This is a genomic window from Lachnospira hominis (ex Liu et al. 2021) (genome assembly GCF_014287955.1).
GTDB lineage: Bacteria > Bacillota > Clostridia > Lachnospirales > Lachnospiraceae > Lachnospira > Lachnospira hominis.
Genome location: NZ_JACOPD010000002.1, coordinates 79,995 through 104,238 on the forward strand (window position 1 = coordinate 79,995; position 24,244 = coordinate 104,238).

Sequence of the window (24,244 nt, forward strand, 5' to 3'; positions counted from 1 at the left end):
CTATACCCTCTTTCCTAAATACATATTCTTAAATACTTTTCTTCTTTCATCCCTGTCAACATTATCAATTTCACGCTTACCTGAAAAATGGGTTACTCTATGCTTCTTCTCCCCTTTTAAAAGTAAAGTATTATTGCTTCTTCTAACATTTCCTGCCGGTGCATCTTCTTCCTGCGACAATGCCGCAACTATCTTACCCTTTTCTTTATCAGATATACTTTGTCTTCCATTAGCCATGTTCTGACGCTGTTTATCATTGATATATCTTGACAATTGATTATTTGTAACACTGAGCCTGCATCCATACAGATACTTCTGCTCATCTATTTTTACTTTTCTTACAATAATTCCCATAAGACTGATATTATATTCCATGTCATTAAAAACAAGCCTTACAGGCATATTAAGAATAGACTCTATTTCTTTTTCTGAAAGGAATGAAAAACCGGTCTCACTCACATCTTTTACAAGCACTTTGGCAGCACTCTTATTGAGACCAAGCTGTGCAATACCACCACAGCCAACATACAGCCTGAAAGCTTCTCTTCTGTTATTTTCAAACCCCTCGGCAAAAGCTGTAACTTTATAATGCAATTTTTGATTATATGTAATCATTGTACATTTCACATTTTTGAATATAATAGGAGCTTTATTTTCTCTAATACACATCAGATTAACATGAATTGCACTATTATCCAGTCCCAGAAGTTTGCCATTAACTCTTATCGCCTCTGTCACAAGAGCACCATCCTGCACTGTGACACTTACAGTAGGAAGTTCTATCGTCTGTCCATTCATGCTAATCTGCATAACTATAGCCGCTCCAGCCTGTATCTCAACTATTTTCATATGCACCACCAACTATTATTCTATTTCACTAAATTTATCTTATTATATATTACCATTTATTTAATAAAAATAAAAGTGTTTTATAAAAAAATGCATTCAATCATAATTTCTATGAAAGAATGCATTTTACATGTATATATTTGTACCCGCTCTATAATTATAATCCTCTCATCCCCTCCTGATATATCAACCCCATAAAAACGTTTCAAGATAATTGTGGACTATAACATTTATCTGGACTCTCCGTTCATAAGTTCCGTTTTTGCAAAAAACTGCTGCAACACACGAAGCAGATGAAGTGCAGATGTGAGAATTATTCCCAGCATAACACAGACTGAATATCTGAAAAATCCAGACGAAAACACTGCCAATGCGGCAACGTCAGCTAAGAAAATCAACACAATTAATATTTTCTTAAAATACTGTTTTTCATCATATGTCAATCTGTAATTTACAGAATCAACCGGACCTAGAACCATCAGTTCAATTGAAGCTGCTGCTGTGATAAATGAAATAATCCACTTATTATCTATATATTGGGACAAATATGTAAATCCTGCTATAAGTCCGCATGATAGAATCAGGCATGTCCATATATTCTTTGTGTGATAACCTCCGCTGAATCTGCGGATTATCATAAATGGTATAATAAGAAGTACCGCTTCTTTTATCATGCCCATAAGACTGCCTATTAGCAAAGCCGCAACAATAGGACAAATAGTTATTAATACAGATTTCAATGCATACTCGTACAATCCCTTATCTTTTTGTTCTATGACATTTTCATCCGCAAGCCACTGTGATATTTTTCCCAATATTTTTTGCATAATTATCTTACCTTCTTAAATTTTTTAATTTCAGATGGCATCTCTGGCTGATATGCTATCCAGCTTGATGCTGTGTTAGCATCAATTTTTAAAACTGCCTCTAAAACAGTTTTAACAACTTTAACACTTTTTCTGCTGCTGTTTTTTCCTGTCATCGCATTGTCCTCCTTTCTGTATTTCTGCACCATATAAGAATTTTAACTCATTAAAAAAAACATTTCAATAGGCTTGTAACGAACGGTATCTGATTTGCAACGAAAGGTATGAAATTTTACATTTATAAACTTCCTATAGTTATTTTTATTTTTAATAAATAGTATTTTGTGCTTTTTCGGTATTTTTTAGTTTTTATGAAATCATATATCAGCTGTGTGCTGCATTAAAAAAAGCTGTGTACCAACTCCTTAGTACACAGCAAAAAAATTACTATTATTATATTATTTATTCTTCATCTGAATCTGGCTCATCCCAATTATGATATACATTCTGTACATCATCTTCTTCATCGAGAAGTGCAAGAATACGACGCATTTTTTTCAAATCATCTTCTGATGTAAGCTCAACATATGTCTGAGGAATCATTGTAACTTCTGCTGAGGCAAATGTAATTCCGTCATTTGTAAGTGCTTCATTTACAGCATCAAAATCATCCGGTGCTGTTGTGATTTCATAGCAGTCATCTTCCTCGTTGAAATCTTCTGCACCTGCATCAAGTGCCATCATCATAAGCTCATCAGCATCCTTGTCACACTCTTCTTTTGCCACAATCATCTGTCCTTTCTTATCGAACATGAATGATACGCAGCCTGGTGTACCGACATTACCGCCGCCCTTTGTAAATGCATTACGGATATTTGAAGCTGCACGGTTACGGTTATCTGTAAGTGCTTCAACGATGATAGCTGTACCATTTGGACCATATCCTTCATATGTAACTGATTCATAATCTGTCATATCGCTGCTAGCAGCTTTTTTGATAGCTCTGTCGATTGTATCATTAGGCATATTTGAAGCTTTTGCCTTTGCAACAACCTGTCTTAATTTACTGTTGTTATTCACATCAGGGCCGCCTTCTTTTACAGCAACCATGATTTCTTTACCAAGTCTTGTAAAAATCTTTCCCTTTGCCGCATCATTAGCAGCCTTCTTATGTGCAATATTCGCAAATTTTGAATGTCCTGACATATAAATTATCTCCTTAAAACTTTTAATTTTGATTCAAAGCTTATCTTTTTATGTGATTTTCACACCAAATCCACCTTATCTTTAGATAAGCACTATTATTTATTTTACCACCTGTGCTTGTCTAATACAAGTATAATGTTTTCAAATTTTCACATACTAAAAAGGATGCAACAATTTGTTTTAAAATGTTGCATCCCTGATTCAAGGGAGGTAAACATATGAGTACATCGCAACCAATAAGAGACACGCAGGATTTAACAGCACTTAGGGAGTTTTATCTGAAAGATGAGCCAAACATGAGAAATTATGTTTTGATTTGTCTTGGGGTTAATTCAGCACTAAGGATAAGTGATTTATTGGAATTAAAGTGGAAGGATGTATACAATTTCAAGGATGAAAATTTCAAGAAACATCTTATTACTTACGAGAAAAAGACAGGCAAGGAAACATGGATTGCGATAAATGAAAATGCAAGAAATGGTTTGCAGGAATACATGAAGTTCCTGAAAAAGATTTCCGGTGAGGATTATATTTTTAAAGGAAAAAATAATGGTGGACATCTGAGCCGTTCCCAGGCATTCCGGATTATCAAGCATGCGGCGGGAGAACTTAATCTGGAAAATGGAATAAGCTGCCATTCTATGAGAAAAACATTTGGTTATTATGCGTGGAAATACGGAACGCCGCCGGCAGTTCTTATGGATATATACAATCATTCATCATATGAGATAACGAAGCGTTATCTGGGAATAAAGCAGGATGATAAGGATTCAGTGTTTCTTAATGTGAACTTATAATATTTATTAAAAGAAAATAATAAATTAAATTAATATTTATACTAAAGTATTTAAAATGTTGGACGATATATGTTATGTAATCAAATAAGGGATGCAACATTTTAAAACAGTTTGTTGCATAGACAAGGAGGTTAATTTGTTAAAGCTCACAATCAAACCGGGTGAGTTTATCGACATTGGAAAAGACATCCGTGTCGTATATTCCGGCGGTTCCAACGGAAACATACATCTACTCATAGATGCTCCACGGGAACTTAATATTGTACGAAGCAAAGTATTGGCGAAAAACAGTGCCGCAAACGATGGCGAAAATTCACGTTTCATATCGCCCTACTACGCTGAATCAAATCTCTCACCGGAAACACTCACAAAAATCCGCCGTCTTATCAAAGAGGATAAAGACAACCGCAACAGATAATATTCGGTGTTGGCATGGTAACACTGTCTATTATATATCTGCCACATCATTTTGCATAGCACTTATGTAACAGGTGGCAGGGTTCAAATTCAGGGAACGGAGTCCCTGAAAATAAAATTTTATTAAACACGGAGGTACACACTATGGTAGTACAACACAATTTATCAGCAATGAATGCTAACAGAATGCTTAATTTAACAACATCAGCACAGTCAAAGTCAACAGAGAAGTTATCTTCTGGTTATAAAATTAACCGTGCAGCAGATGACGCAGCTGGTCTTTCTATTTCAGAAAAGATGAGAAAGCAGATTAAGGGTCTTACACAGGCTTCTTCTAACGCTCAGGATGGTGTTTCTGCTGTTCAGACAGCTGAAGGTGCTTTAACAGAAGTTCACTCAATGCTTCAGAGAATGAACGAACTTGCAGTTCAGTCTTCTAACGGTACTAACTCACAGACAGACCGTAAGGCTATTCAGGACGAAATCGACCAGCTTACATCTGAAATCGACAGAGTTTCTGAGACAACAAAGTTCAATGAAACATATCTTTTAAAGGGTGATGCCACAAAGACAGATACAGCTTATTTCATGGAATCAAAATATAATGTTACAGGTGGTATATATGCAGAAGGCTCAGATACAGAAATCACTACTGCGGAAGATTTAGAAAAAGCTATTAAAGATGGCAAAAAGCTCTATACAGCTGCATATAATAAAGCTAATAATCCACAGACAGCTGATAAGATTGCCGTTAAAGGTAAAGATTATGCGTATGTAACAAAATTATATGATAAAAATGGTAAAGAAGTATCTGCCCAGAATATTCAGGATTCAAAAAATGCAGATGGTACTGCAGCAGACAATTATTATACAAGTAATGCGGGACTTGCTGGTAAAAATGCAACACCTCCAACCAATATGGAAATAGAAAAAGATGCTGCTAAAAATTTCACAAAAGGTTATGAAGTTAATGGTTCTATCTCATTCAACCTTCATGTAGGTGCAGATTCTGCTGATGACAATAAGATTGCTGTTAAAATTGAATCTATGAGTGCAAAAGGAATTGGTGTTTATGGTCTTAAAGTAGATACAGAAGATGATGCTACTGCCGCTATTGACCGTATTGCAGAAGCTGTTCAGAAGGTATCTTCACAGCGTTCAACACTCGGTGCCGCACAGAACAGACTTGAGCACACAATTGCCAACTTAGACAATGTTGTTGAGAATACAACATCTGCTGAATCTCGTATCCGTGATACAGATATGGCTCAGGAAATGGTTAATTACAGCAAGAACAATATTCTTGCTCAGGCAGGTCAGTCTATGCTTGCACAGGCTAATCAGTCTAACCAGGGTGTTCTTTCACTTCTCCAGTAATCAGCATTATCTGATTAATACAATTTAAGAATTTTTTCTTAAATCAATCCCCATACCGGACAATTCCATGCATGTCTGGTATGGGGATATTTTTATGCTTATTATTTCAATTTTTCATACTGAAGCTCAAGTTCTTTAAGCTGGGCCTCAAGTTCTTTTATTCTTGCTTCTGCTTGTGCTCTTCCTTGCTCTGCTTCTGCTCTTCCTTGCTCTGCTTCTGCTCTTCTTGCCTCCGCTTCTGTACTTCTTTTCTCTGCTTCTGCTTTCCATCTCTCCGCCTTCTTATTCGCCACCTCTAATTCAGCTTTATACCTGTCTGCCATAAGTTCTGCTGTATTATTATCCAATATTCTTAACGCTTCTGAAAACATGTTCAGCACCTCCTCGGGTCGTGTCAGATATTCATTTATTTTCTGGCGTATAGCATATAAATCCGGAAAAAACGACACAAGTCTGTTAATCTCATCTGGTGTTTCAGCACAAAAAAGTGAAAGATACTTTAACCTGTCAGTCCTCATTTTTTCTGTCAATCCAATTTCATACTGTGAGTCATCACAGTCAAAATCGACTGAATCTATACGCCCTTCTATAATGTCAGAATATCTGTATTTTTTGAACGTGTCAAGGCTAATTAAGTGATATTCCTGCAAAAGCTTCATTTTGATATTCGTGTTAAACTTTATCCTTCCAACATGAAAATATAACCTTTTGTCTATGTGGCTTTTAAGTGACTTACTGCTTTTCTCAAAAAATATAATAGTATGTACTTTCTTCATATTAGCATATGACCTTTTTTTTGATAATTTTTCCATATACTCATCATTTTCATTTTTCTTTGTCATACCCTGCAACATTCTGAACTGTCTTAAAACAAGGTCAGCCGAATAACATGTAATTCTTGCCGCCGGAAAGTCATACGGAACCTTTTGTATCTCAATATTAGTAATACTTCCGTCATCAAGTCTTACAACCATATCCATTATTACAAAAGAATTCAAAAATGCTGAATTTGCATTTGGAAATACTTCAATCACTGTTACATGCTGTCCAAGAATACAGCTTACAAGTTCAGAAAGCCTAGTCCTTTCTTCAATTGGATTAAATATCATTTTAAAAAATGGATCATATAAAAGCGGCAACGTCTTTTTACCGGCAAGAAAACCAACAAAATGTTCATACCACTCTTCATCAGACATAAGATACTCATACATTAATCTGCTAGATGAGTTATCTCTAAGAGACTGCAATGCCATTTCATAATTTGGCAAAGCGTCATGACTAACAACTTTAATGTTGTTATAAGAATTTGTTTCTTTTTGTTTATCTTTCAATAAAAACCATTTACATCGATGCTTTTTCCTTTCCTAATAATAAATATGCATACTCATAGTATATTTATATCATATATATTATGAGTATACAAGCTATTTTATATTAATAATATTGTTTATTATTTAATTAAATTTTTTAACTTTGGAAATTCCAAATGCAACAAAAAGATATACTGCAAGATTCACAACTGATTTAAGGAGCAGTCCAGGTGCCGATGCAATTCCTGCCGCAGCACTTCCATATAAAATTCCGCCAAAGAAAACATATCCTGCAGTCATAAATAATAGTGTAACAACAGCACCTGCAATTCCTCTTATAGAAAATACCTTGCACCTCTGTACATTATTTTTGAAAAATGCACATGCAATAACCGGCATAATAGTCTTAATTAAAAGTGTAGGTAACGCCCATATTGCATAGCCTGTCAAAATATCCGCCATAGCTGAACCGATTCCCCCGGCTAATGCTCCGACAACCGGTCCGAAAAAATAAGAACTGATTAAAATAACACTGTCACCAAGATGTGCATATCCAAGTGGTATTGGAATCTGAACCACCATTGTTGCAACACATGTCAATGCCATTAATACAGCTGTAACACACATCTGAGCAACATTAATATGCAATCCTTCTTTTCCATTTTTCACTTCTGTCTGTTGTAATTCCATAATTCTCTCCTTGTCTTTAAATAAACTTTTATTGAGAATAACAGAATATGTGACATGTGTATATTGCCATTTTAAAACAATTTGATAATGCCAGTTTGACAATTTATTTTTTTAATAAATTTTGATTTATACAAGCATATAATTTCATCATTCAAATCTTATTTTTATTTCATCTTCATCGTTTTCCCAAATTGCAAACATAAAATAATCGCTCCAATCATCATTTACATCATCTAACAGCCAATATTTTTTGAAATCGTCAGCCATATCGATAGGAATTAGCCATCCCATTAAATCTTCCCCTGATATTCCAGGAAGATTTATATCTCTCCCATCTCCGGCATCTAAAAAAAAGATTTTATTTTCTTTCAATGCCTCCGCCTGAACAATTTTAAAAAATGCAACAAACTCTTTCGATTCTTGTGTTTTTAACCCCATCATTATTAATATCTCCCTTTAAATTTATAGAAACCAACTTAATCTTTTATTTTTCCTTTATTATAACTTTTACTGTAATTTAACAATCTTTATATCAACTATATAATCTACAGGTATACCATAATCCATTTTACCTGCATACAATTCACAATATATCAATAGTCTTTATTAAAAAATCCGCTACTCAAAAAGTAACGGACTTAAAATTATTTATGTTTTTCTATGAATTCTCTCATCAATTCAGAAATTGCAGCAGTCTGACTTACTTGTACTTTTCACTTGCCTTGTCTGTACTGACCGATTACCTTTCGGCATTTTTTATTCCCATCTTTTTAATAAAATATATGATAAATTTTACAATTCCTATTGCAATAAAATATATTCCTAATTTAAACAGCATAATATATGCATTGCCCCTTTCATGTACGTTGCCACTCTGACAAACCATGTGGTCTTCGAACCTTTCATGTACGTTGCCACTCTGACAAACCATGTGGTCTTCGAACCTTTTATTTTTTTGACATTGCGTATCAACCTATACATGTATAAAAAAGCCGCAATCCCTCGGAACTGCGGCTTTTATGCATGTTTTTAAACTTTTACAATTAGAACTTGCCGTTGTCAGCTGCTTCCTGAATCGCAACTGCAACTGCTACTGTAGCACCAACCATTGGGTTATTACCCATGCCGATAAGTCCCATCATCTCAACATGAGCAGGAACTGAAGAAGAACCAGCGAACTGAGCATCTGAGTGCATACGTCCCATAGTATCTGTCATACCATAAGAAGCAGGACCTGCTGCCATGTTATCTGGATGAAGTGTACGACCTGTACCACCGCCTGAAGCAACTGAGAAATACTTCTTGCCTGCTTCAAGTCTTTCCTTCTTATATGTACCTGCAACTGGATGCTGGAATCTTGTAGGGTTTGTTGAGTTACCTGTGATAGAGATATCAACATTTTCTTTCCACATGATAGCAACACCTTCTGTTACATCATTAGCACCGTAGCAGTTTACCTTTGAACGAAGACCATCTGAGTAAGCAATTCTTTCGATTTCCTTAACTTCACCTGTCTTGTAATCCATCTCTGTCTCAACGAATGTAAATCCGTTAATTCTTGAGATAATCTTAGCTGCATCTTTACCAAGACCATTTAAGATAACTCTTAATGGTTTTTTACGTACCTTGTTAGCCTTTTCTGCGATACCGATAGCACCCTCAGCAGCTGCGAATGACTCATGACCTGCAAGGAATGCGAAGCATTCTGTATCTTCCTCAAGAAGCATCTTACCAAGGTTACCATGACCTAAACCAACCTTACGCTGATCAGCAACTGAACCTGGAATACAGAAAGCCTGAAGACCTTCACCAAGAGCTGCAGCGGCTTCTGAAGCCTTTCTTGCACCCTTCTTGATTGCGATTGCAGCACCTACAGTATAAGCCCAGCAAGCGTTCTCAAAACAGATTGGCTGAATTCCCTTTACCATGTTATATACGTCTAATCCAGCATCCTTTGTAATCTTCTCTGCTTCTTCGATTGAAGAAATGCCATAGCTGTTTAATACTGAATTAATTTTATCTATTCTTCTTTCATATGATTCAAATAAAGCCATTGTCGTATCTCCTCCTTACTTTACTTCTTCGTCTGTTCTTGGATCGATAATCTTAACAGCATCAGCAACTCTGCCGTACTGTCCACAAGCCTTTTCATAAGCTGTGTTAGCATCGTCACCCTTCTTGATGAAATCTGTCATCTTACCAAGGTTTACAAACTTGTAACCAATAATCTGGTTATCCTTGTCAAGAGCGATACCTGTTACATAACCTTCTGCCATCTCAAGATAACGAGGACCTTTTGCAAGTGTACCATACATAGTACCAACCTGTGAACGAAGTCCCTTACCAAGATCTTCAAGACCTGCACCAACTGCAAGACCGTCTTCTGAGAATGCACTCTGAGTTCTTCCGTATACAATCTGTAAGAAAAGCTCTCTCATAGCTGTATTGATAGCATCACAGACAAGGTCTGTATTTAATGCTTCCATAACTGTTAAACCTGGTAAAATTTCTGATGCCATAGCTGCTGAATGTGTCATGCCTGAACATCCGATTGTCTCAACTAATGCTTCCTGAATAATACCTTCCTTAACATTTAATGTAAGTTTGCAGGCACCCTGCTGTGGAGCACACCAGCCCACACCATGTGTAAAGCCTGAAATATCCTTAACTTCCTTATTCTGTACCCATTTTCCCTCTGTAGGAACTGGAGCGGCACCATGATGAACGCCCTGTGCTACTGGACACATGTTTTCTACTTCCTGTGTATAAATCATTTTCATACTCCTTTCGTAATCTAAAGGTTCTTCTTTATGTACTTCTCTATCCGTACTTTGATTATTTTCTCACAAACCTTCCGAATAGTCAACGACCTTTACGTATTTTTACATTAATTTCATGTTTCTTTGAAACAATTTAATCATTATTCTTTTCTACAATTTCATTTTTATTTTTATAAATACTTTTAGCAGGAACACATCCACGCACACTTGAAAGCGGATAAATATTAGATTCTCTTCCGACTATCGTACCTGGGTTAAGAACACTTCCACATCCAACCTCAACATTATCTCCAAGAAATGCTCCTATTTTCTTAATTCCTGTCTCAACATTCCCGTCCGGTCCTTTAATTACAATAAGCTTTTTATCAGATTTCACATTAGATGTTATCGAACCTGCACCCATATGTGCCCTGAATCCCAATATTGAATCTCCCACATAATTATAATGCGGCACCTGAACTTTGTTAAACAAAATTACATTTTTAAGTTCTGTAGAATTACCTACAACTGCACCCTCGCCTACAATTGCATTTCCACGTATAAATGCACAGTGACGTACTTCTGCATCCTTTCCTATTATGCATGGTCCGTTGATATATGCCGAATCAAATACTTTTGCACTTTTGGCGACCCATACATTTTCTCCTCTTTTTTCATATTCTGATTCAGGAAGTATATTTCCAAGTTTTACGATAAAATCGCCTATCTTTGATAAAACTTCCCACGGAAATGTACATCCGTCAAAAATATCTGCTGCAATTGTCTCGTTCAAATCAAAAAGCTCACTTATTTTTATACTGTCATTCATAATATATAATTCCTCACACTACCACCAGATTTATTTTATACTGCCTATTCAACCGTTACTGATTTTGCCAGATTTCTCGGCTTATCAACATCATTTCCTTTAAGAACAGCTGTGTAATATGCTATAAGCTGAAGCGGAACAGCTGCAACCATTGGCATTAACATCTGTTCTGCTTTTGGAAGCCTGATTATATAATCTGCAACTTTATCTTCAACAACTACATCTTCGCCGCAGACAAGAATAACCATAGCACCTCTTGCCTTGACTTCCTTAATATTGCTTATTGTTTTTTCTTCAAGGTCTTTTTGTGTAACAACCGCAATTACAGGCATGTTTTCAGTTATAAGCGAAATTGTGCCGTGCTTTAATTCACCGGCAGCATATGATTCAGAATGAATATAAGAAATCTCTTTTAACTTTAATGAACCTTCCATGCTTGATGCATAATCAAGACCTCTTCCTATATAAAGAAGGCTGTCTGCATTAAGAAGCTTTGAAGCAATAAACTGACAGTCTTTTTCAAGACCTATTGCCTCTTTGATAACCGAAGGAATATTTTGAAGTTCTTTTGTATATTTCTCACACTGTTCTTTAGAAATCCTTCCTGTTCCGTATGCAAGTTCAAATGCAAGAAGATACATAACTGAAATCTGAACCATATATGCCTTTGTAGATGCAACCGAAATTTCAGGACCGGCATGTGTATATACTACCATATCAGCGGCTCTTGCAATTGATGAACCTTTTACATTAACAATTGCGAGTGTATCGGCACCATTTAATTTTGCAAGTTCAAGTGCTGCCTTTGTATCAGCAGTTTCTCCTGACTGTGAAATCAATATTACTAAATCTTCCTTGTCAATAAGAGGGTCCCTGTATCTGAATTCAGACGCAATATCCACTATAACAGGTATTCGTGCCAGCTTTTCAATAACATACTTTCCAACCATTCCTGCATGCATAGCAGTTCCACATGCAACAATATATATTTTATTATATGAACTTAACTTAGCCGCATCAAATCCTTCTGCGGAAAAATCCGGCATTGAATCCGTGATTCTTGGTGTTATTGTTGTCTTTACTGCTGTAGGCTGTTCATTAATTTCTTTTAACATAAAATGCTCATATCCGCCTTTTTCGGCAGCATCAACATCCCAATCAGCAGTATTAAGCTTCTTTTCAAGTCTTTCTTTATGGATGTTAAAAAACTCAATATTTTCTTTTGTCAAAACAGCAATATCATTAGTATCAAGCAGATAATAATCCCTTGTATACTGCATAATAGCCGGAACATCTGATGCAATAAAGTTTTCATGCTCACCTTTTCCAACTATAAGAGGACTATCTTTTCTTACTGCAAATATTCTGTCAGGAAAATCCCTGAACATTATGCCAAGTGCATATGAACCTTTAATTTCTGCAAGCACCTTGATAATTGTATCAACAGGGTCTCCCGTATAATAATAATCAAGAAGCTTTGCAACTGTTTCGGTATCAGTCTCACTTACAAAACTGTATCCCTCAGATATAAGAAATTCCTTTATCTGTCTGTAATTTTCTATAATTCCGTTATGTACAATAGTTACACGTTTATTACCATGTGGATGTGAATTAATATCAGATGGTTCTCCATGTGTTGCCCAACGTGTATGACCAATACCTACATGACCATAAGGCTTTCCGTCTGCTGCCATCTTGTTTCTAAGATTTTCAAGTCTTCCCTTGCACTTTTCAACCTTAATCACACCATTTTCAAGAACAGCGATTCCTGCTGAGTCATAGCCTCTGTATTCAAGTTTTTCAAGCGAATTTACTAAAACATCAGCACAATCCCTGTCTCCGATGTAACCAACAATACCGCACATAAATACTCCTTTTCCGTGTATACAATATTATTTACTGAAAATACACTCTATTTATAATTTTTAGAAATTTCATTAAATCTTCCAACAAGCTGTGACTGGTTATTAAGCCTCATAACCGCAACTGTACGTCTTCTTACAAAACCTTCAAGTTTTTGAAGATACTCATCAGATGTAATGGAACCTTCAGCTACATAATTAAGACCTTTTTCCCAGCTCGCTGTAAGTTCAGGATTTAGAAGATGAACTATAGACTTTTCAACAACTTCATATATAATCTCTCCCAGCTGTGTAGGCGTTATTATCTGTGTTTTCTTATTAGTTGAAATATATCCTATATTATTAAGTTTCTTTAAAATCTCTGCACGCGTTGCACTCGTTCCTATACCGGAACCTTTTATCTGTGCTCTCAATTCCTCATCCTCTATAAGCTGTCCTGCATTTTCCATTGCAAGAATGATAGAACCGGAATTATACCGCTTAGGCGGTGATGTCTCACCTTCTTTTATATCAAAACCTACAAGACTGAGTTTATCATTTTTTCTGCACTTTTTCAATGCCTCAAGTAAAGCCTCGTCAGCCTTGCCGTCATCTGTGCCGTTGCCATCCGGATCATCCTGTTTTGATGCTTTTGCAAATGAATTTTTTGCCACTTTAAGATACCCCTCATCTACAAGAACTTTAAATGATGCGTTAAAACGCTCATTTTTACATTCAAGTGCAAGCGAAACCCTGCTGTATACAGCTGCCGGATAAAATATGCTAAGAAATCTTCTCACTATAATCTCATACGTTCTTGCAGCAGTCTGTGAAAGACTCTTCAATGCACCAAGTCCCTGTCCTGTCGGTATTATCGCATAATGGTCCGTTATTTTTTTATCGTCACAGTAACGTGTTTTTTCAATTCCTTTAAATTTTTCACCTGAAATTATATCCTGTGCAAATACTTTTACCGGCTCATAATTTATAAGTCCGGAGATATTTTTGCTTATCTCTTTACAGACCGCACTTGATAAAACTCTGGCATCTGTTCTTGGATATGTAACAAGCTTCTTTTCATAAAGTTCCTGAATTATATTGAGTGTCTGGTCCGGACTAATTTTAAAAAGCTTTGAACACTCATTCTGGATTTCGGCAAGATTATATAAAAGCGGAGGATTCTTTGTCTCCTTTTTACGTTCTATGCTCTCAACAGTTCCTTCTGCCGGAAGAGGTTCACTAAGAAAGGCTGCAAGTTCCTCTGCATACTTTCTTTCTTTAAAACCATTTTCCTTATATAAATACGGTGTCTGATAGTATCTGCTCTTCTCAGTCACACGCCATTCTGCCTCAAATGATGACTCGGCTATCTGTGCTTTTGTTATAACACGGAAAAACGGAGTTTTTACAAATGCACGAATCTCTCTTTCACGTCTTACAATCATTCCAAGAACACATGTCATTACACGTCCTACAGAAACAACTGTCCTGTCAGTTTTGAGATAGTTAGAAATATTTCTGCCATATTTTAATGTAAGCACTCTCGAAAAATTAATTCCCATGAGATAATCTTCTTTTGCCCTAAGATAAGCAGCATCGCTCAGATTATTATATTCCGACAAATCTTTTGCCGTTCTTATTCCTTTTAATATTTCTTCTTCTGTCTGCGAGTCTATCCATACACGTTTTTCTTTTTTATCGTGCACGCCCGCCATCTGTTCAACAAGCCTGTAAATATACTCTCCCTCACGTCCCGAATCGGTACAGACATAGATAGTCTCAACATCTTCCCTGTTAAGCACTCCCTTTACAATATTGAACTGTTTTTCAACCGAAGGAATTACTTCGTAGAGAAATTTTTCCGGAAGAAACGGCAGTGTATCAAAGCTCCATCTTTTCAATTTTTCATCATATTTTTCAGGATAACTCATTGTTACAAGATGTCCGACACACCATGTTACAATATAATTGTCGGATTCCAAAAAACCGTCTCTTCTCGTGAAATTTTCATGCAGTGCCTTGCCGAATTCCTGTGCTACGCTCGGCTTCTCCGCTATAAATACTGATTTTCCCATAAATTAACCTTCTAACCTTGTAACTGATTCATCAAGCGTCATACTGTACGCAGGAAGGAACTTTTCCATAAAGAAATCAACTTCCTTCATATTCATATTTTTAAGATATTCTTCTATCGTAAGTTTTGCATCGGCAAAATCACTGTTACCCATCTGTTCTTCCTCAAGACACTTGATAAGTGCAGATAATTTGTCAGCCGCCTTAACATATTTCCACAATTCATTTTCCTCTTCTGTTTCAAGAAGAACACTGTCATAATATTTTCTCATTTTCTCAGGTATTCCACTCAAAAGCTCGTCTTTTGCAACACGCTCAACATCAGCATATGCCTCTCTTATCACAGGACTGTAATATTTTACCGGCGTAGGCAGGTCTCCTGTTATAATCTCTGTAACATCATGGTACATACCAAGAACAGCAAGTCTTTGTGCATCTATATTTCCGTTAAATTCTTCATTATTTATAATACCAAGTGCATGTGCTATGAATGCAACATTAAGACTGTGCTCGCAAATATTTTCATTGCTTGTGTTACGCATGGTTCCCCATCTGTTCACATATTTCATTCTTGACAGCATCGCATAAAACTGATTATTTTCCACTATATTCTCCTAACCGGGCTGCAATTCCCTATTATTTCACCTGTTATCTGTGTGAAATATCATACAGTAAAAATAAACTTTTGTCCATAACAGAGATACCACACATGTGCATAATTTTTTCGTTATCACAACAAAAATGGTGACCCCTTACCGGAGTCACCGTTTTCTTTATTAAACATTTTATATTATTAATTACTTCTTTGTGATGTAACCCTGAGCCTTTAAGAGTTCAGCGATAAGAACGGCACCGCCTGCTGCACCTCTTAATGTATTATGAGAAAGACCTACGAATTTGTAATCAAATACGCTATCTTCTCTTAAACGGCCAAGTGAAATTCCCATACCATTTTCATAATTAACATCAAGCTTAACCTGAGGACGGTTGTCTTCTTCAATATACTGGATGAACTGCTTTGGAGCACTTGGAAGTTCAAGTTCCTGTGGAAGTCCCTTGAAATTTCTCCATTTTTCAATAATCTGCTCTTTTGTAGGCTTCTTTTCAAAGTTCACAAATACAGCTGCTGTATGTCCGTCAAGAACAGGAACTCTAATACACTGGCATGTAATAACAGGTTCTGTTGCCGGAACAATCTGTCCATTCTCAACTTTACCCCAGAGTCTTAATGGCTCTTTCTCACTCTTTTCTTCCTCACCGCCAATGTATGGGATGATATTTTCAACCATTTCAGGCCATTCTTTGAATGTCTTGCCTGCACCTGAGATAGCCTGGTATGTTGTAGCAACTACAAGCTTAGGCTCGAATTCTTTAAGTGCGTTTAATGCAGGTGTGTAGCTCTGAATTGAACAGTTAGGCTTTACACAGATAAAACCTCTTGTTGTTCCGAGTCTCTTCTTCTGTGACTCGATAACTTCAAGATGTTCAGGATTGATTTCAGGTACAACCATAGGAACATCAGGTGTCCAACGGTTAGCACTGTTATTAGAAACAACAGGAACTTCTGCCTTTGCATATCTTTCCTCAAGAGCCTTAATCTCATCCTTAGGCATATTTACAGCACAGAATACGAAATCCACCTTTGATACGATTTCATCGAAATCCTTATCCATATCGTAAACTGTCATCTTCTTAACATATTCAGGCATAGCTACTGCCATCTTCCAACGTCCGTCTACAGCTTCTTCATAAAGCTTGCCTGCTGAACGTCCGCTTGCCGCAACAAGCACAACTTCAAACCAAGGGTGGTTTTCAAGCAATGTTATAAAACGCTGTCCAACCATACCTGTACCACCAAGTATACCAACTCTCAACTTATCACTCATGTTAAATATCTCCCTTTTTATCTTCTTTTTCTTTTTGCAAATCTTTTATTCTGTCTTTCTGTGACGGACATTTGTATTTTGCACTTAGATGATACTATCATAAGTTATAAGATAATGCAACCCTATTATTAAAATTTTATTAAGAAATTTAATTTCTCCGTGTTTTCTTGTCAACTTTTATGAATTAATGTAAAATATATTACAAAGAAAGTGAAAGGAATTAAACGTATGAATAAAAAATTAAGTATTCTGCTGTGTATTCCGCTTGTGCTTATGACTGTACTTGGCGGCTGTGGCTCAGCAAATAAAAACATACGCATGGGTGCCGGCGACATAGGCGGAATTTATTATTCATTTTCCGGTGCGTTTGCCGGTATATTCAACCAGGATAACACCGCCTCAAAAATAGAACTGAAAAACACGGCAGGTTCGGCTGCCAATATTCGTCTTTTGTCAGGCAGATATATTGACTTAGGAATTGCACAGATGGATATTGCTGACAGTGCCTACAATGGCAACGGACCATCAGACGAAAAAAAATATCAGGGTTACAAAGCAATCGCAACGCTTTATACAGAGGCATGCCAGATTGTTGTAAAAGAGGATTCTGACATCTATTCCCTTAATGATTTGCAGGGAAAAACTGTAAACATCGGCTCCGAGGAATCAGGTTCCGAGAGCAACGCAAAGCAGATTCTTAAATACAGCGGTCTTACCGACGAGATAATCAAGACCGTCAACCTTGATTACAGTGATGCTGCACAGGAATTTACCGCAGGAAAAATCGACGCTCTTTTTATCACGGCAGGAATTAAAACAACCGTAATTGAAGAGCTTTCAAAAGAATGTGATGTACGTCTTTTAAATATTGACGATAACTGCATGGACAAATTAAAAGCCGCATGTCCTTTTTATTCAAAATATATAATTCCCGCGTATACATACAACGGACAAACTGAATCGGTAAAAACACTCGGCGTCAAATCAGTGCTTCTTGCGTCCGACAGTCTTTCGAAGGATACGGTTAAACAGATAACATCATCACTTTTTGACAATTCAAAACAGCTGCAATATGCGACTTCTGTTGACCTCAACCTTAATATCCGTAACGCAGCAGAAGGAATAACAATCCCCTTCCATGCGGGTGCGGCAGCGTATTATTCCGAACACGGAATTGATGTTATAACAGAATAGTCAGGAGGACTCACATGCTTTTATCTTTAGATATGTATCAGACAGTCGCTGTGGCTGTTCTGGTTCTTTTATTTGGAAGTTTTTTGAAAAAAAGAATATATTTTCTTGAAAAATTCTGTATTCCCGCACCTGTAATCGGCGGTCTTTTATTCGCAATATTTACTTGCATATGCCATGTAACGGGAATTATTGAATTTACATTCGATAACACACTTCGTGAAGTCTGTATGGTTTTATTTTTCACGTCCGTAGGATTTCAGGCAAATCTTAAAGTCTTAAAAAGCGGCGGCAAATCAATGGCTGTATTTTTAGGACTTGTAATTACATTAATAATAGCACAGAATTTCCTGGCTGTAGGTCTTTCCAGGCTCATGCACATCAACCCGCTTATAGGTATGTGTACAGGTTCAATCTCAATGGTTGGCGGTCACGGTACGGCAGGTGCTTTCGGTCCCGTACTTGAAGATTTTAATGTAAACGGAGCAACAACAATAAGTACAGCTGCAGCAACATTCGGTCTTATCGCAGGAAGCCTTATCGGCGGTCCTTTGGGAAAACTCCTCATTGAAAAAAGAAATCTTTTATCAACAGTAGTTCCTGAAGATGACAGCCTTCTTGTTGAAGATGAAAAGAAACATGAGCGTCACACAAGCATGTATGCCTCAGCTGTATTCCAGCTTATACTTGCAATTGGTCTCGGAACAATTTTTTCATGGATGCTTACAAAGACCGGACTTACATTTCCAATATATATCGGAGCAATGATTGCAGCAGCACTTATACGAAATATATCAGAATACTCCGGAAAAGGTACAATACACATGGGTGAAATTAATGACCTTGGTGGTATTTCACTCTCACTTTTCCTCGGTATGGCAATGATAACTTTAAAACTGTGGGAACTTGCATCACTCGCTCTTCCTCTCATAATACTGCTTTCTTCACAGGCATTGTTTATGTGTATTTTTACATATTTTATCGAATTTAATATTATGGGAAGAAATTATGACGCAGCAGTTCTTGTGGCGGGAACGTGCGGTTTTGGTATGGGTGCGACACCTAATGCCATGGCAAATATGCAGGCAATATGTGATAAGTATGCACCTTCTGTAAAGGCTTATCTTCTTATTCCTCTTATCGGAAGCCTTTTTGCAGATTTTATTAACAGCTTAGTAATTACATTTTTCATTAACTTTTTATAATGGAGGTATATTATGTTTAAGTTTGGTAAAAAACATTCTGAAAAAAAAAGCGACTATGATTTGACTTATGATAATCTGGCAATTCCGGAAATTCATACAGGTAAAAAGAAAAATGACCCCCCTGCCAATGAAGACACTCAGGATTCAGACAGTAAACACATAGACACCCAGTATGAAAATATGGCAATTCCGGAAATTCATATCCACAGACACAAACAATAAAAATACTTTAAGCCGGACAGCTTATACTGCCCGGCTTATTTTTTATTATTATGGTCTTATAATACTTTTACTGCAAAGATATGTGATAATAAAATATCCTCCGTAAATAACAACTAGAAATACAAATGTTATACCAACCGACGCAAGCATTGAACTCATACCCATTGTCTGAAGAATCAAATTAATGAATTTAATTCCGAATACAGAATGAATTATTGCAAGAAGCAACGGAAAAGCAAAAAATATTCCAATCTGCTTAAATAACGCCATGTTAATCATTTTCTCATCAACACCGATTTTCCTAATCATTCCATATCTTTCCCTATTATCCGCACTGTCAGATAATTCTTTTAAAGCAAGTATTGCTGCACTGCTTATAAGGAATATAATTCCAAGATACAATGCGATAAATGTTACCAGTGCACCAAGCCCTACACTCGCCTCTGCCAAATCAATTTTTGAATTATATGAAAGATAACTCGTCTGATTAAAAATATTTTTCGATATATCATCAAGTTTATTTTCTATATCATATTTTTCTTCTTTTGAATCAGCCTTATAATCCGCTGTCATTCCGCATTTATATAGCTGGGAGTCTGTCAATGCGTCATCGGGTACGATAAAAATTCCATCATTTATATGCTGCGAAGCAAGTTCAATAAATCCATCCTTACATTCCTGATATTTCGGAGAATATGTTTTCCCGTTTATATCAATCTTTGTACCTGCCTTTAATGCCATATTTCTTATATCTGCCACTGTTTTAAAATTGGCAACAATTAAATATTCATTGTCACCAAGCGAATAAGTTTCATTACCGTAAAGCGTTGCAATTTTATTATAATCGCTTAATTTCATAAAATTGACAGATGACAAAAATGAAACCATCGGATATTTTTCACAAATTTCATCTGCCAGAATTCCCAATGTATCCATTTCTTCAAGCCCGGTCTGATAAACACTGTATTCTGTCATATTTTTTAAATACTCATCAACGTCAAAGCCGTTATTTTTAAGCGTATCACTTATACTAAGCTTTGAATCCTCAAGGATTTTTGTTGTCTTTTCATAATCATCACTATCCTTATCCGCTGTCGCATAAGCCTCTTTTAACGCTTCATAGCTGATTTTTGTAAACTGAATATCTACAGGACACATTTTTTTAAAATCCGAAGACATTGAATTTTTCATTGACAAAGCAGCCGACAAAACACTTATTGTGATAAAAAGCATTAAACATATAATCGTTGTTGAAAATACCGTTGTATTAATCTTGCTGCAAAACTGTCTTAACACAAAGCTGTTCACGCCCTTGTAATATACACTCTTAATACTTGTAAATATTTTTATAAGAAGTCCCGACAGCGACCAGAATATCAAAAATGTAGCAACACAGCCCATAGCAATAGGAATAATTATCTTATCCGCCATATCCATATTTGAAAATCCGGCAGTTACCATCCAATACGCATACGAAAGAATTCCCACTCCGATTACAAATACGATTGTGCATATAACAGGATTTTTCATTTTGACTTTCTCTGTCTTTTTTCCTGCGTTAAGAAGGTCTATCAGCTTGCATCTGCTTATATTCACAACATTAAATACCATTACAAGCAAATACATAATTGTGAAATATAAGAGTGTTTTCACACATGCTTTTGACGAAAATGTAAACTTGAATTTTGTCATATCCGCATCAAAAAGATTTGCCACAAGGATACTCATAAATTGTGATAAAACTGTTCCGAGAAGAAGTCCCACAACAAGTGAAACAATGCCGATTAATAATGTTTCAAAAAACAAAATTGCTGATATTTTTCTCTTGCTCATTCCAAGCGTAAGATAAATTCCAAATTCCTTATTTCTTCTTTTGATAAGAAATCTGCTCGCATAAATAATCAAGAAGCCCAAAACACATGACACAAATACGCTCACACCACTAAGCATCTCGTTCATAAGCTTTATTATGTCATAAACGTTCTTCCTGACATCAAGCATTACTGTCTGACTGTCAATCGCATTAAATACATAAAATACCGCAACACCAAGTATAAGAGTAAAGAAATAAACGGCATAATCTTTAAAACTCTTTCTGATGTTTTTTACAGAAATTTTAAAGAGCATTGTTCAAATCTCCTCCGAGCAGTGTTACAACATCAATAATTTTATCAAAAAATTCTTTACGGGTATTGTCGCCTTTATTAATCTCGTTAAAAATTTTGCCGTCCTTGATAAATATTACCCTGTCTGCATAACTTGCAGTAAACGCATCATGTGTAACCATAAGTATTGTTGCTTCCAGTTCTGCATTAAGATAGTTAAAACTTTCAAGTAACATTCTTGAAGATTTTGAATCGAGTGCTCCTGTAGGTTCATCAGCAAGAATCAGCTTTGGATTAGTGATAATCGCTCTAGCACTTGCAACTCTCTGCTTCTGTCCACCTGACATCTGATACGGATATTTATTTAACACTTCATAAATTCCAAGTTCATTTGCAACTTTTTTCACACGTCTGTCAATTTCACCGGCTTTTACATTCTGAATAGAAAGTGCCAGTGCAATATTTTCATATGCTGTAAGTGTATCAAGCAGATTGAAATCCTGAAAAATAAATCCCAGCTCCTCTCTTCGGAACTTGTTTAACTTATTTCCCTTTAATCCCGTAATATCATATCCGCCAACAAATATTCTGCCGGACGTAACTTTATCAAGTGTAGAGATACAATTAAGCAGCGTGGTCTTTCCAGAGCCACTCGCTCCCATTATAGATACAAATTCGCCTTTTTCTACCTCAAAAGAAATATTGTCAATCGCTTTTGTCAGGCTCGATTTGTTTCCATAATACTTTTCAATATTGTCAATTCTAAGTATCGTTTCCATAAATAATCTGTCCTTTCATTTAGATTAATTATGTTTTACCACTTTTTATTAATTCGGTCGTTCGACTAATATTACACAACATTACAATTTTGTAACATTACATAATATTGCGTAATACTAATGTCTCTTTATAAAAATCATTTTTAAAAAACTCAATACTTACAAGCGTATACTCACCTTTTACAGATTCGATTGTTATTTTGTGTCCCAGTTTTTCACAAAGATTCTTTACTATATACATTCCCATTCCGGTAGCTTTTGAGTAGGCATGTCCATTTTCTCCCGTAAATGATTTGTCAAACACTCTTGGCAAATCGGCCGCCGGTATTCCTATTCCGTTATCATAAATATTAAGTACTGTCGATTTATCATTTTTTATGACATATATTTTTATTACGCTGCCGTCCGTTTTCTTTTCGTCACGGTATTTTATGCTGTTGCTTATTATCTGATTAAGTATAAATTCAAGCCATTTTGAATCGGTGCATACGTCAGCATCTGCATTTTCAACCTGAAAATCAATATTATTTTCAAGAATATCGTCTTTATTTTTTACCGCCACGGCCGCAATCAGCTTGGAAAGACGACAGTCGCTTATAATGTAATCTTTCTGTGCATTTTCACTTCTCACATAATACAGAATCTGTTCAAGATAATTATTCACTCTGTTTACGTGATGTGTCATTCTTTCTGTCACATCAGGATATTTTTCTTTATAATTATGCAGAATCAAAGTCATTGATGCTATCGGAAGCTTTATTTCATGTATCCACATCTCAACATATTCTTTGAAATCCTGTGTAGCATGACAATATTTTTTAACATTTTCCACCATCGATTTATCTATATCGCTTATCACATCGTATATAATTTTACCCTCATAAAACGACGGCTCACTGAGCGTTTCCATAACTAGATATTTCTGTTCAAGATTCTGCGTATTATTTACAAACTCATCAAAATATCTTTTCTTTCTAAAAAAATCTATGAAAATTTCCGATATCCACAATAATGTAATTATAATTCCAACCGTTATTTTCAACTCAATCTGCGACTTAAACGCAGTCATAAGCAATATAACCGCAATAATAACAAATATATAAATAATAACTGAATACAGCCTGTCTTTCAGATACTTTCCAAATTTCATACCAATATATATCCCTGACCTTTTCTTGTCTCAATAACATCTTCTATGCCTATATCTTTAAATCTTGCCCTTAATCTGCTTATATTAACAGTCAGTGCGTTATCGTTTAAATATTCTTCATTATTCCACAGTTCAGTCATAAGTTCATCTCTCGATACTATTCTGTCTTTCTTTGCCAACAGACACATAAATATTGTCATTTCATTTTTGGTAAGAAGCATCTCGTCTCTTCCGTCATTATATTTTATAACACCTTTCTGAGGCAGAATTTCCATTCCCCTGTAAAATGTGCTGTTATTTGCTGACGATGCCGCTGCTCTTTTTAACAAAGCATTAATTCTTAACAACAATATTGTAGGATTATACGGCTTTGTAATGTAATCGTCTGCTCCATAACTCATTGATAATACCTCGTCCGCCTCTGAATCCCTGCTTGTAACCATAATAACCGGAACATCTGTCTTTTGTCTCAAATCTCTTAACAACATCTCTCCGTTCATATAAGGGATATTAATATCAAGAAGCACCAAATCAGGCTCATTTCTTAATATCTCATCACTTGCATTTTTAAAATCAGTAAGAATTGATGCCTCATACCCTGAATTTTCAAGTAATGCTTTTAATTCTATACTTATATCTTTGTCATCTTCCACTATAAGAATCTTTTTCATCACTCTTCCTCCTGATATTAATATTTATCCATTATGATGATTATGTCAAGCAGAAAAGAATTGTTCCGCCCGTAAGCTGCA

General features: G+C 35.9%; 24 protein-coding genes. 6 read left to right on the plus strand and 18 right to left on the minus strand.

Annotation, left to right across the window (positions count from 1 at the left end):
* The 4 genes from H8S01_RS02940 to H8S01_RS02955 all read right to left on the minus strand — a co-directional run bounded on the left by H8S01_RS02940 (position 1) and on the right by H8S01_RS02955 (position 2,861).
* Positions 1-849: a PilZ domain-containing protein gene (locus H8S01_RS02940; protein WP_186836122.1), complete on the minus strand. Its 849-nt coding sequence runs from the start codon at positions 847-849 to the stop codon at positions 1-3.
* Positions 850-1,079: 230 nt separating this feature from the next.
* Positions 1,080-1,676, minus strand: coding sequence for an accessory gene regulator ArgB-like protein (locus H8S01_RS02945; RefSeq protein WP_186836123.1), 597 nt, complete (start codon positions 1,674-1,676; stop codon positions 1,080-1,082).
* 2 nt (positions 1,677-1,678) lie between these two features.
* Positions 1,679-1,831, minus strand: a complete 153-nt coding sequence (locus tag H8S01_RS02950; RefSeq protein WP_186836124.1) for a cyclic lactone autoinducer peptide — start codon at positions 1,829-1,831, stop codon at positions 1,679-1,681.
* Positions 1,832-2,117: 286 nt separating this feature from the next.
* Positions 2,118-2,861, minus strand: a complete 744-nt coding sequence (locus H8S01_RS02955; protein WP_021865255.1) for a YebC/PmpR family DNA-binding transcriptional regulator — start codon at positions 2,859-2,861, stop codon at positions 2,118-2,120.
* 218 nt (positions 2,862-3,079) lie between these two features.
* Between H8S01_RS02955 and H8S01_RS02960 the strand changes: the two genes are divergently transcribed.
* The 3 genes from H8S01_RS02960 (at position 3,080) to H8S01_RS02970 (ending at position 5,452) form a co-directional block, all read left to right on the plus strand.
* On the plus strand, positions 3,080-3,658 hold the full coding sequence (locus tag H8S01_RS02960) for a tyrosine-type recombinase/integrase (RefSeq protein WP_186836125.1): 579 nt from the start codon (positions 3,080-3,082) through the stop codon (positions 3,656-3,658).
* Positions 3,659-3,794: 136 nt separating this feature from the next.
* Complete coding sequence (locus tag H8S01_RS02965; RefSeq protein ID WP_021865794.1) at positions 3,795-4,076, plus strand: carbon storage regulator; 282 nt, start codon at positions 3,795-3,797, stop codon at positions 4,074-4,076.
* Positions 4,077-4,219: 143 nt separating this feature from the next.
* Entirely contained in the window at positions 4,220-5,452 is a 1,233-nt protein-coding gene (locus H8S01_RS02970; protein WP_186836126.1) for a flagellin, read from the plus strand.
* Positions 5,453-5,553: 101 nt separating this feature from the next.
* Here the strand turns inward: H8S01_RS02970 and H8S01_RS02975 are convergent, their stop codons facing one another.
* From H8S01_RS02975 to asd, 10 genes are all read right to left on the minus strand, one after another.
* A complete protein-coding gene (locus H8S01_RS02975; RefSeq protein WP_186836127.1) occupies positions 5,554-6,705 on the minus strand; it encodes a hypothetical protein in 1,152 nt (383 codons plus the stop codon).
* A gap of 201 nt (positions 6,706-6,906) precedes the next feature.
* Positions 6,907-7,452, minus strand: coding sequence for an ECF transporter S component (locus tag H8S01_RS02980; protein ID WP_186836128.1), 546 nt, complete (start codon positions 7,450-7,452; stop codon positions 6,907-6,909).
* Positions 7,453-7,599: 147 nt separating this feature from the next.
* Positions 7,600-7,893: a hypothetical protein gene (locus H8S01_RS02985; protein ID WP_186836129.1), complete on the minus strand. Its 294-nt coding sequence runs from the start codon at positions 7,891-7,893 to the stop codon at positions 7,600-7,602.
* A 602-nt stretch (positions 7,894-8,495) separates the two neighbouring features.
* The gene (locus tag H8S01_RS02990; RefSeq protein WP_186836130.1) at positions 8,496-9,506 is read right to left on the minus strand and encodes a GGGtGRT protein; all 1,011 of its coding nucleotides are present in this window, start codon (positions 9,504-9,506) and stop codon (positions 8,496-8,498) included.
* A 15-nt stretch (positions 9,507-9,521) separates the two neighbouring features.
* Complete coding sequence (locus H8S01_RS02995) at positions 9,522-10,226, minus strand: iron-sulfur cluster assembly scaffold protein (protein WP_186836131.1); 705 nt, start codon at positions 10,224-10,226, stop codon at positions 9,522-9,524.
* Between the two features lie 139 nt (positions 10,227-10,365).
* Positions 10,366-11,040 (minus strand): UDP-N-acetylglucosamine pyrophosphorylase, encoded by a 675-nt coding sequence (locus H8S01_RS03000; protein WP_186836132.1) that lies wholly within the window; start codon positions 11,038-11,040, stop codon positions 10,366-10,368.
* Between the two features lie 44 nt (positions 11,041-11,084).
* Positions 11,085-12,905: a glutamine--fructose-6-phosphate transaminase (isomerizing) gene (gene glmS, locus H8S01_RS03005; protein WP_186836133.1), complete on the minus strand. Its 1,821-nt coding sequence runs from the start codon at positions 12,903-12,905 to the stop codon at positions 11,085-11,087.
* Between the two features lie 47 nt (positions 12,906-12,952).
* The gene (locus H8S01_RS03010; RefSeq protein ID WP_186836134.1) at positions 12,953-14,956 is read right to left on the minus strand and encodes a DNA topoisomerase; all 2,004 of its coding nucleotides are present in this window, start codon (positions 14,954-14,956) and stop codon (positions 12,953-12,955) included.
* A gap of 3 nt (positions 14,957-14,959) precedes the next feature.
* Positions 14,960-15,559, minus strand: a complete 600-nt coding sequence (gene yfbR, locus H8S01_RS03015) for a 5'-deoxynucleotidase (RefSeq protein WP_021866240.1) — start codon at positions 15,557-15,559, stop codon at positions 14,960-14,962.
* 192 nt (positions 15,560-15,751) lie between these two features.
* On the minus strand, positions 15,752-16,840 hold the full coding sequence (gene asd, locus H8S01_RS03020; protein WP_021866239.1) for an aspartate-semialdehyde dehydrogenase: 1,089 nt from the start codon (positions 16,838-16,840) through the stop codon (positions 15,752-15,754).
* 228 nt (positions 16,841-17,068) lie between these two features.
* On the opposite strand from asd, the gene H8S01_RS03025 reads away from it, so the two are divergent.
* Genes H8S01_RS03025 through H8S01_RS03035 form a run of 3 tightly spaced genes read left to right on the plus strand, consistent with a single transcriptional unit; the run spans position 17,069 to position 19,458 of the window.
* A complete protein-coding gene (locus H8S01_RS03025; protein WP_186836135.1) occupies positions 17,069-18,034 on the plus strand; it encodes a TAXI family TRAP transporter solute-binding subunit in 966 nt (321 codons plus the stop codon).
* Positions 18,035-18,048: 14 nt separating this feature from the next.
* On the plus strand, positions 18,049-19,236 hold the full coding sequence (gltS, locus tag H8S01_RS03030; protein ID WP_186836136.1) for a sodium/glutamate symporter: 1,188 nt from the start codon (positions 18,049-18,051) through the stop codon (positions 19,234-19,236).
* Positions 19,237-19,248: 12 nt separating this feature from the next.
* Positions 19,249-19,458, plus strand: a complete 210-nt coding sequence (locus H8S01_RS03035; protein ID WP_186836137.1) for a hypothetical protein — start codon at positions 19,249-19,251, stop codon at positions 19,456-19,458.
* A gap of 48 nt (positions 19,459-19,506) precedes the next feature.
* Here H8S01_RS03035 and H8S01_RS03040 read toward each other — a convergent pair whose 3' ends face one another.
* From H8S01_RS03040 to H8S01_RS03055, 4 genes are all read right to left on the minus strand, one after another.
* Positions 19,507-21,585 carry an ABC transporter permease gene (locus H8S01_RS03040; RefSeq protein WP_186836138.1) on the minus strand — a complete coding sequence of 693 codons (2,079 nt, stop codon included), beginning with the start codon at positions 21,583-21,585 and terminating at the stop codon, positions 19,507-19,509.
* Positions 21,575-22,342 (minus strand): ABC transporter ATP-binding protein, encoded by a 768-nt coding sequence (locus tag H8S01_RS03045; protein WP_021866234.1) that lies wholly within the window; start codon positions 22,340-22,342, stop codon positions 21,575-21,577. The genes H8S01_RS03040 and H8S01_RS03045 overlap by 11 nt, the downstream gene beginning before the upstream one ends.
* Positions 22,343-22,439: 97 nt before the next feature.
* The gene (locus tag H8S01_RS03050) at positions 22,440-23,492 is read right to left on the minus strand and encodes a sensor histidine kinase (RefSeq protein ID WP_186836139.1); all 1,053 of its coding nucleotides are present in this window, start codon (positions 23,490-23,492) and stop codon (positions 22,440-22,442) included.
* Entirely contained in the window at positions 23,489-24,163 is a 675-nt protein-coding gene (locus H8S01_RS03055) for a response regulator transcription factor (RefSeq protein WP_021866232.1), read from the minus strand. Before H8S01_RS03055 ends, H8S01_RS03050 begins: the two co-directional genes overlap by 4 nt.
* Between the last annotated feature and the right edge of the window lie 81 nt (positions 24,164-24,244).

Bases quoted from the DNA above. Each gene is read 5' to 3' on its own strand.
- H8S01_RS02985 (WP_186836129.1), bottom strand. From the start codon at position 7,893: ATGATGGGGTTAAAAACACAAGAATCGAAAGAGTTTGTTGCATTTTTT.
- H8S01_RS02980 (WP_186836128.1), bottom strand. From the start codon at position 7,452: ATGGAATTACAACAGACAGAAGTGAAAAATGGAAAAGAAGGATTGCAT.
- gltS (WP_186836136.1), top strand. From the start codon at position 18,049: ATGCTTTTATCTTTAGATATGTATCAGACAGTCGCTGTGGCTGTTCTG.
- H8S01_RS03035 (WP_186836137.1), top strand. From the start codon at position 19,249: ATGTTTAAGTTTGGTAAAAAACATTCTGAAAAAAAAAGCGACTATGAT.
- H8S01_RS02995 (WP_186836131.1), bottom strand. From the start codon at position 10,226: ATGATTTATACACAGGAAGTAGAAAACATGTGTCCAGTAGCACAGGGC.
- H8S01_RS02975 (WP_186836127.1), bottom strand. From the start codon at position 6,705: ATGGCATTGCAGTCTCTTAGAGATAACTCATCTAGCAGATTAATGTAT.
- H8S01_RS03000 (WP_186836132.1), bottom strand. From the start codon at position 11,040: ATGAATGACAGTATAAAAATAAGTGAGCTTTTTGATTTGAACGAGACA.
- glmS (WP_186836133.1), bottom strand. From the start codon at position 12,905: ATGTGCGGTATTGTTGGTTACATCGGAGACAGGGATTGTGCTGATGTT.
- H8S01_RS03050 (WP_186836139.1), bottom strand. From the start codon at position 23,492: ATGAAATTTGGAAAGTATCTGAAAGACAGGCTGTATTCAGTTATTATT.
- H8S01_RS02970 (WP_186836126.1), top strand. From the start codon at position 4,220: ATGGTAGTACAACACAATTTATCAGCAATGAATGCTAACAGAATGCTT.
- H8S01_RS03025 (WP_186836135.1), top strand. From the start codon at position 17,069: ATGAATAAAAAATTAAGTATTCTGCTGTGTATTCCGCTTGTGCTTATG.
- H8S01_RS03040 (WP_186836138.1), bottom strand. From the start codon at position 21,585: ATGCTCTTTAAAATTTCTGTAAAAAACATCAGAAAGAGTTTTAAAGAT.
- asd (WP_021866239.1), bottom strand. From the start codon at position 16,840: ATGAGTGATAAGTTGAGAGTTGGTATACTTGGTGGTACAGGTATGGTT.
- H8S01_RS02950 (WP_186836124.1), bottom strand. From the start codon at position 1,831: ATGACAGGAAAAAACAGCAGCAGAAAAAGTGTTAAAGTTGTTAAAACT.
- H8S01_RS02940 (WP_186836122.1), bottom strand. From the start codon at position 849: ATGAAAATAGTTGAGATACAGGCTGGAGCGGCTATAGTTATGCAGATT.
- H8S01_RS03045 (WP_021866234.1), bottom strand. From the start codon at position 22,342: ATGGAAACGATACTTAGAATTGACAATATTGAAAAGTATTATGGAAAC.
- H8S01_RS02990 (WP_186836130.1), bottom strand. From the start codon at position 9,506: ATGGCTTTATTTGAATCATATGAAAGAAGAATAGATAAAATTAATTCA.
- H8S01_RS03010 (WP_186836134.1), bottom strand. From the start codon at position 14,956: ATGGGAAAATCAGTATTTATAGCGGAGAAGCCGAGCGTAGCACAGGAA.
- H8S01_RS02960 (WP_186836125.1), top strand. From the start codon at position 3,080: ATGAGTACATCGCAACCAATAAGAGACACGCAGGATTTAACAGCACTT.
- H8S01_RS02945 (WP_186836123.1), bottom strand. From the start codon at position 1,676: ATGCAAAAAATATTGGGAAAAATATCACAGTGGCTTGCGGATGAAAAT.
- H8S01_RS02955 (WP_021865255.1), bottom strand. From the start codon at position 2,861: ATGTCAGGACATTCAAAATTTGCGAATATTGCACATAAGAAGGCTGCT.
- H8S01_RS03055 (WP_021866232.1), bottom strand. From the start codon at position 24,163: ATGAAAAAGATTCTTATAGTGGAAGATGACAAAGATATAAGTATAGAA.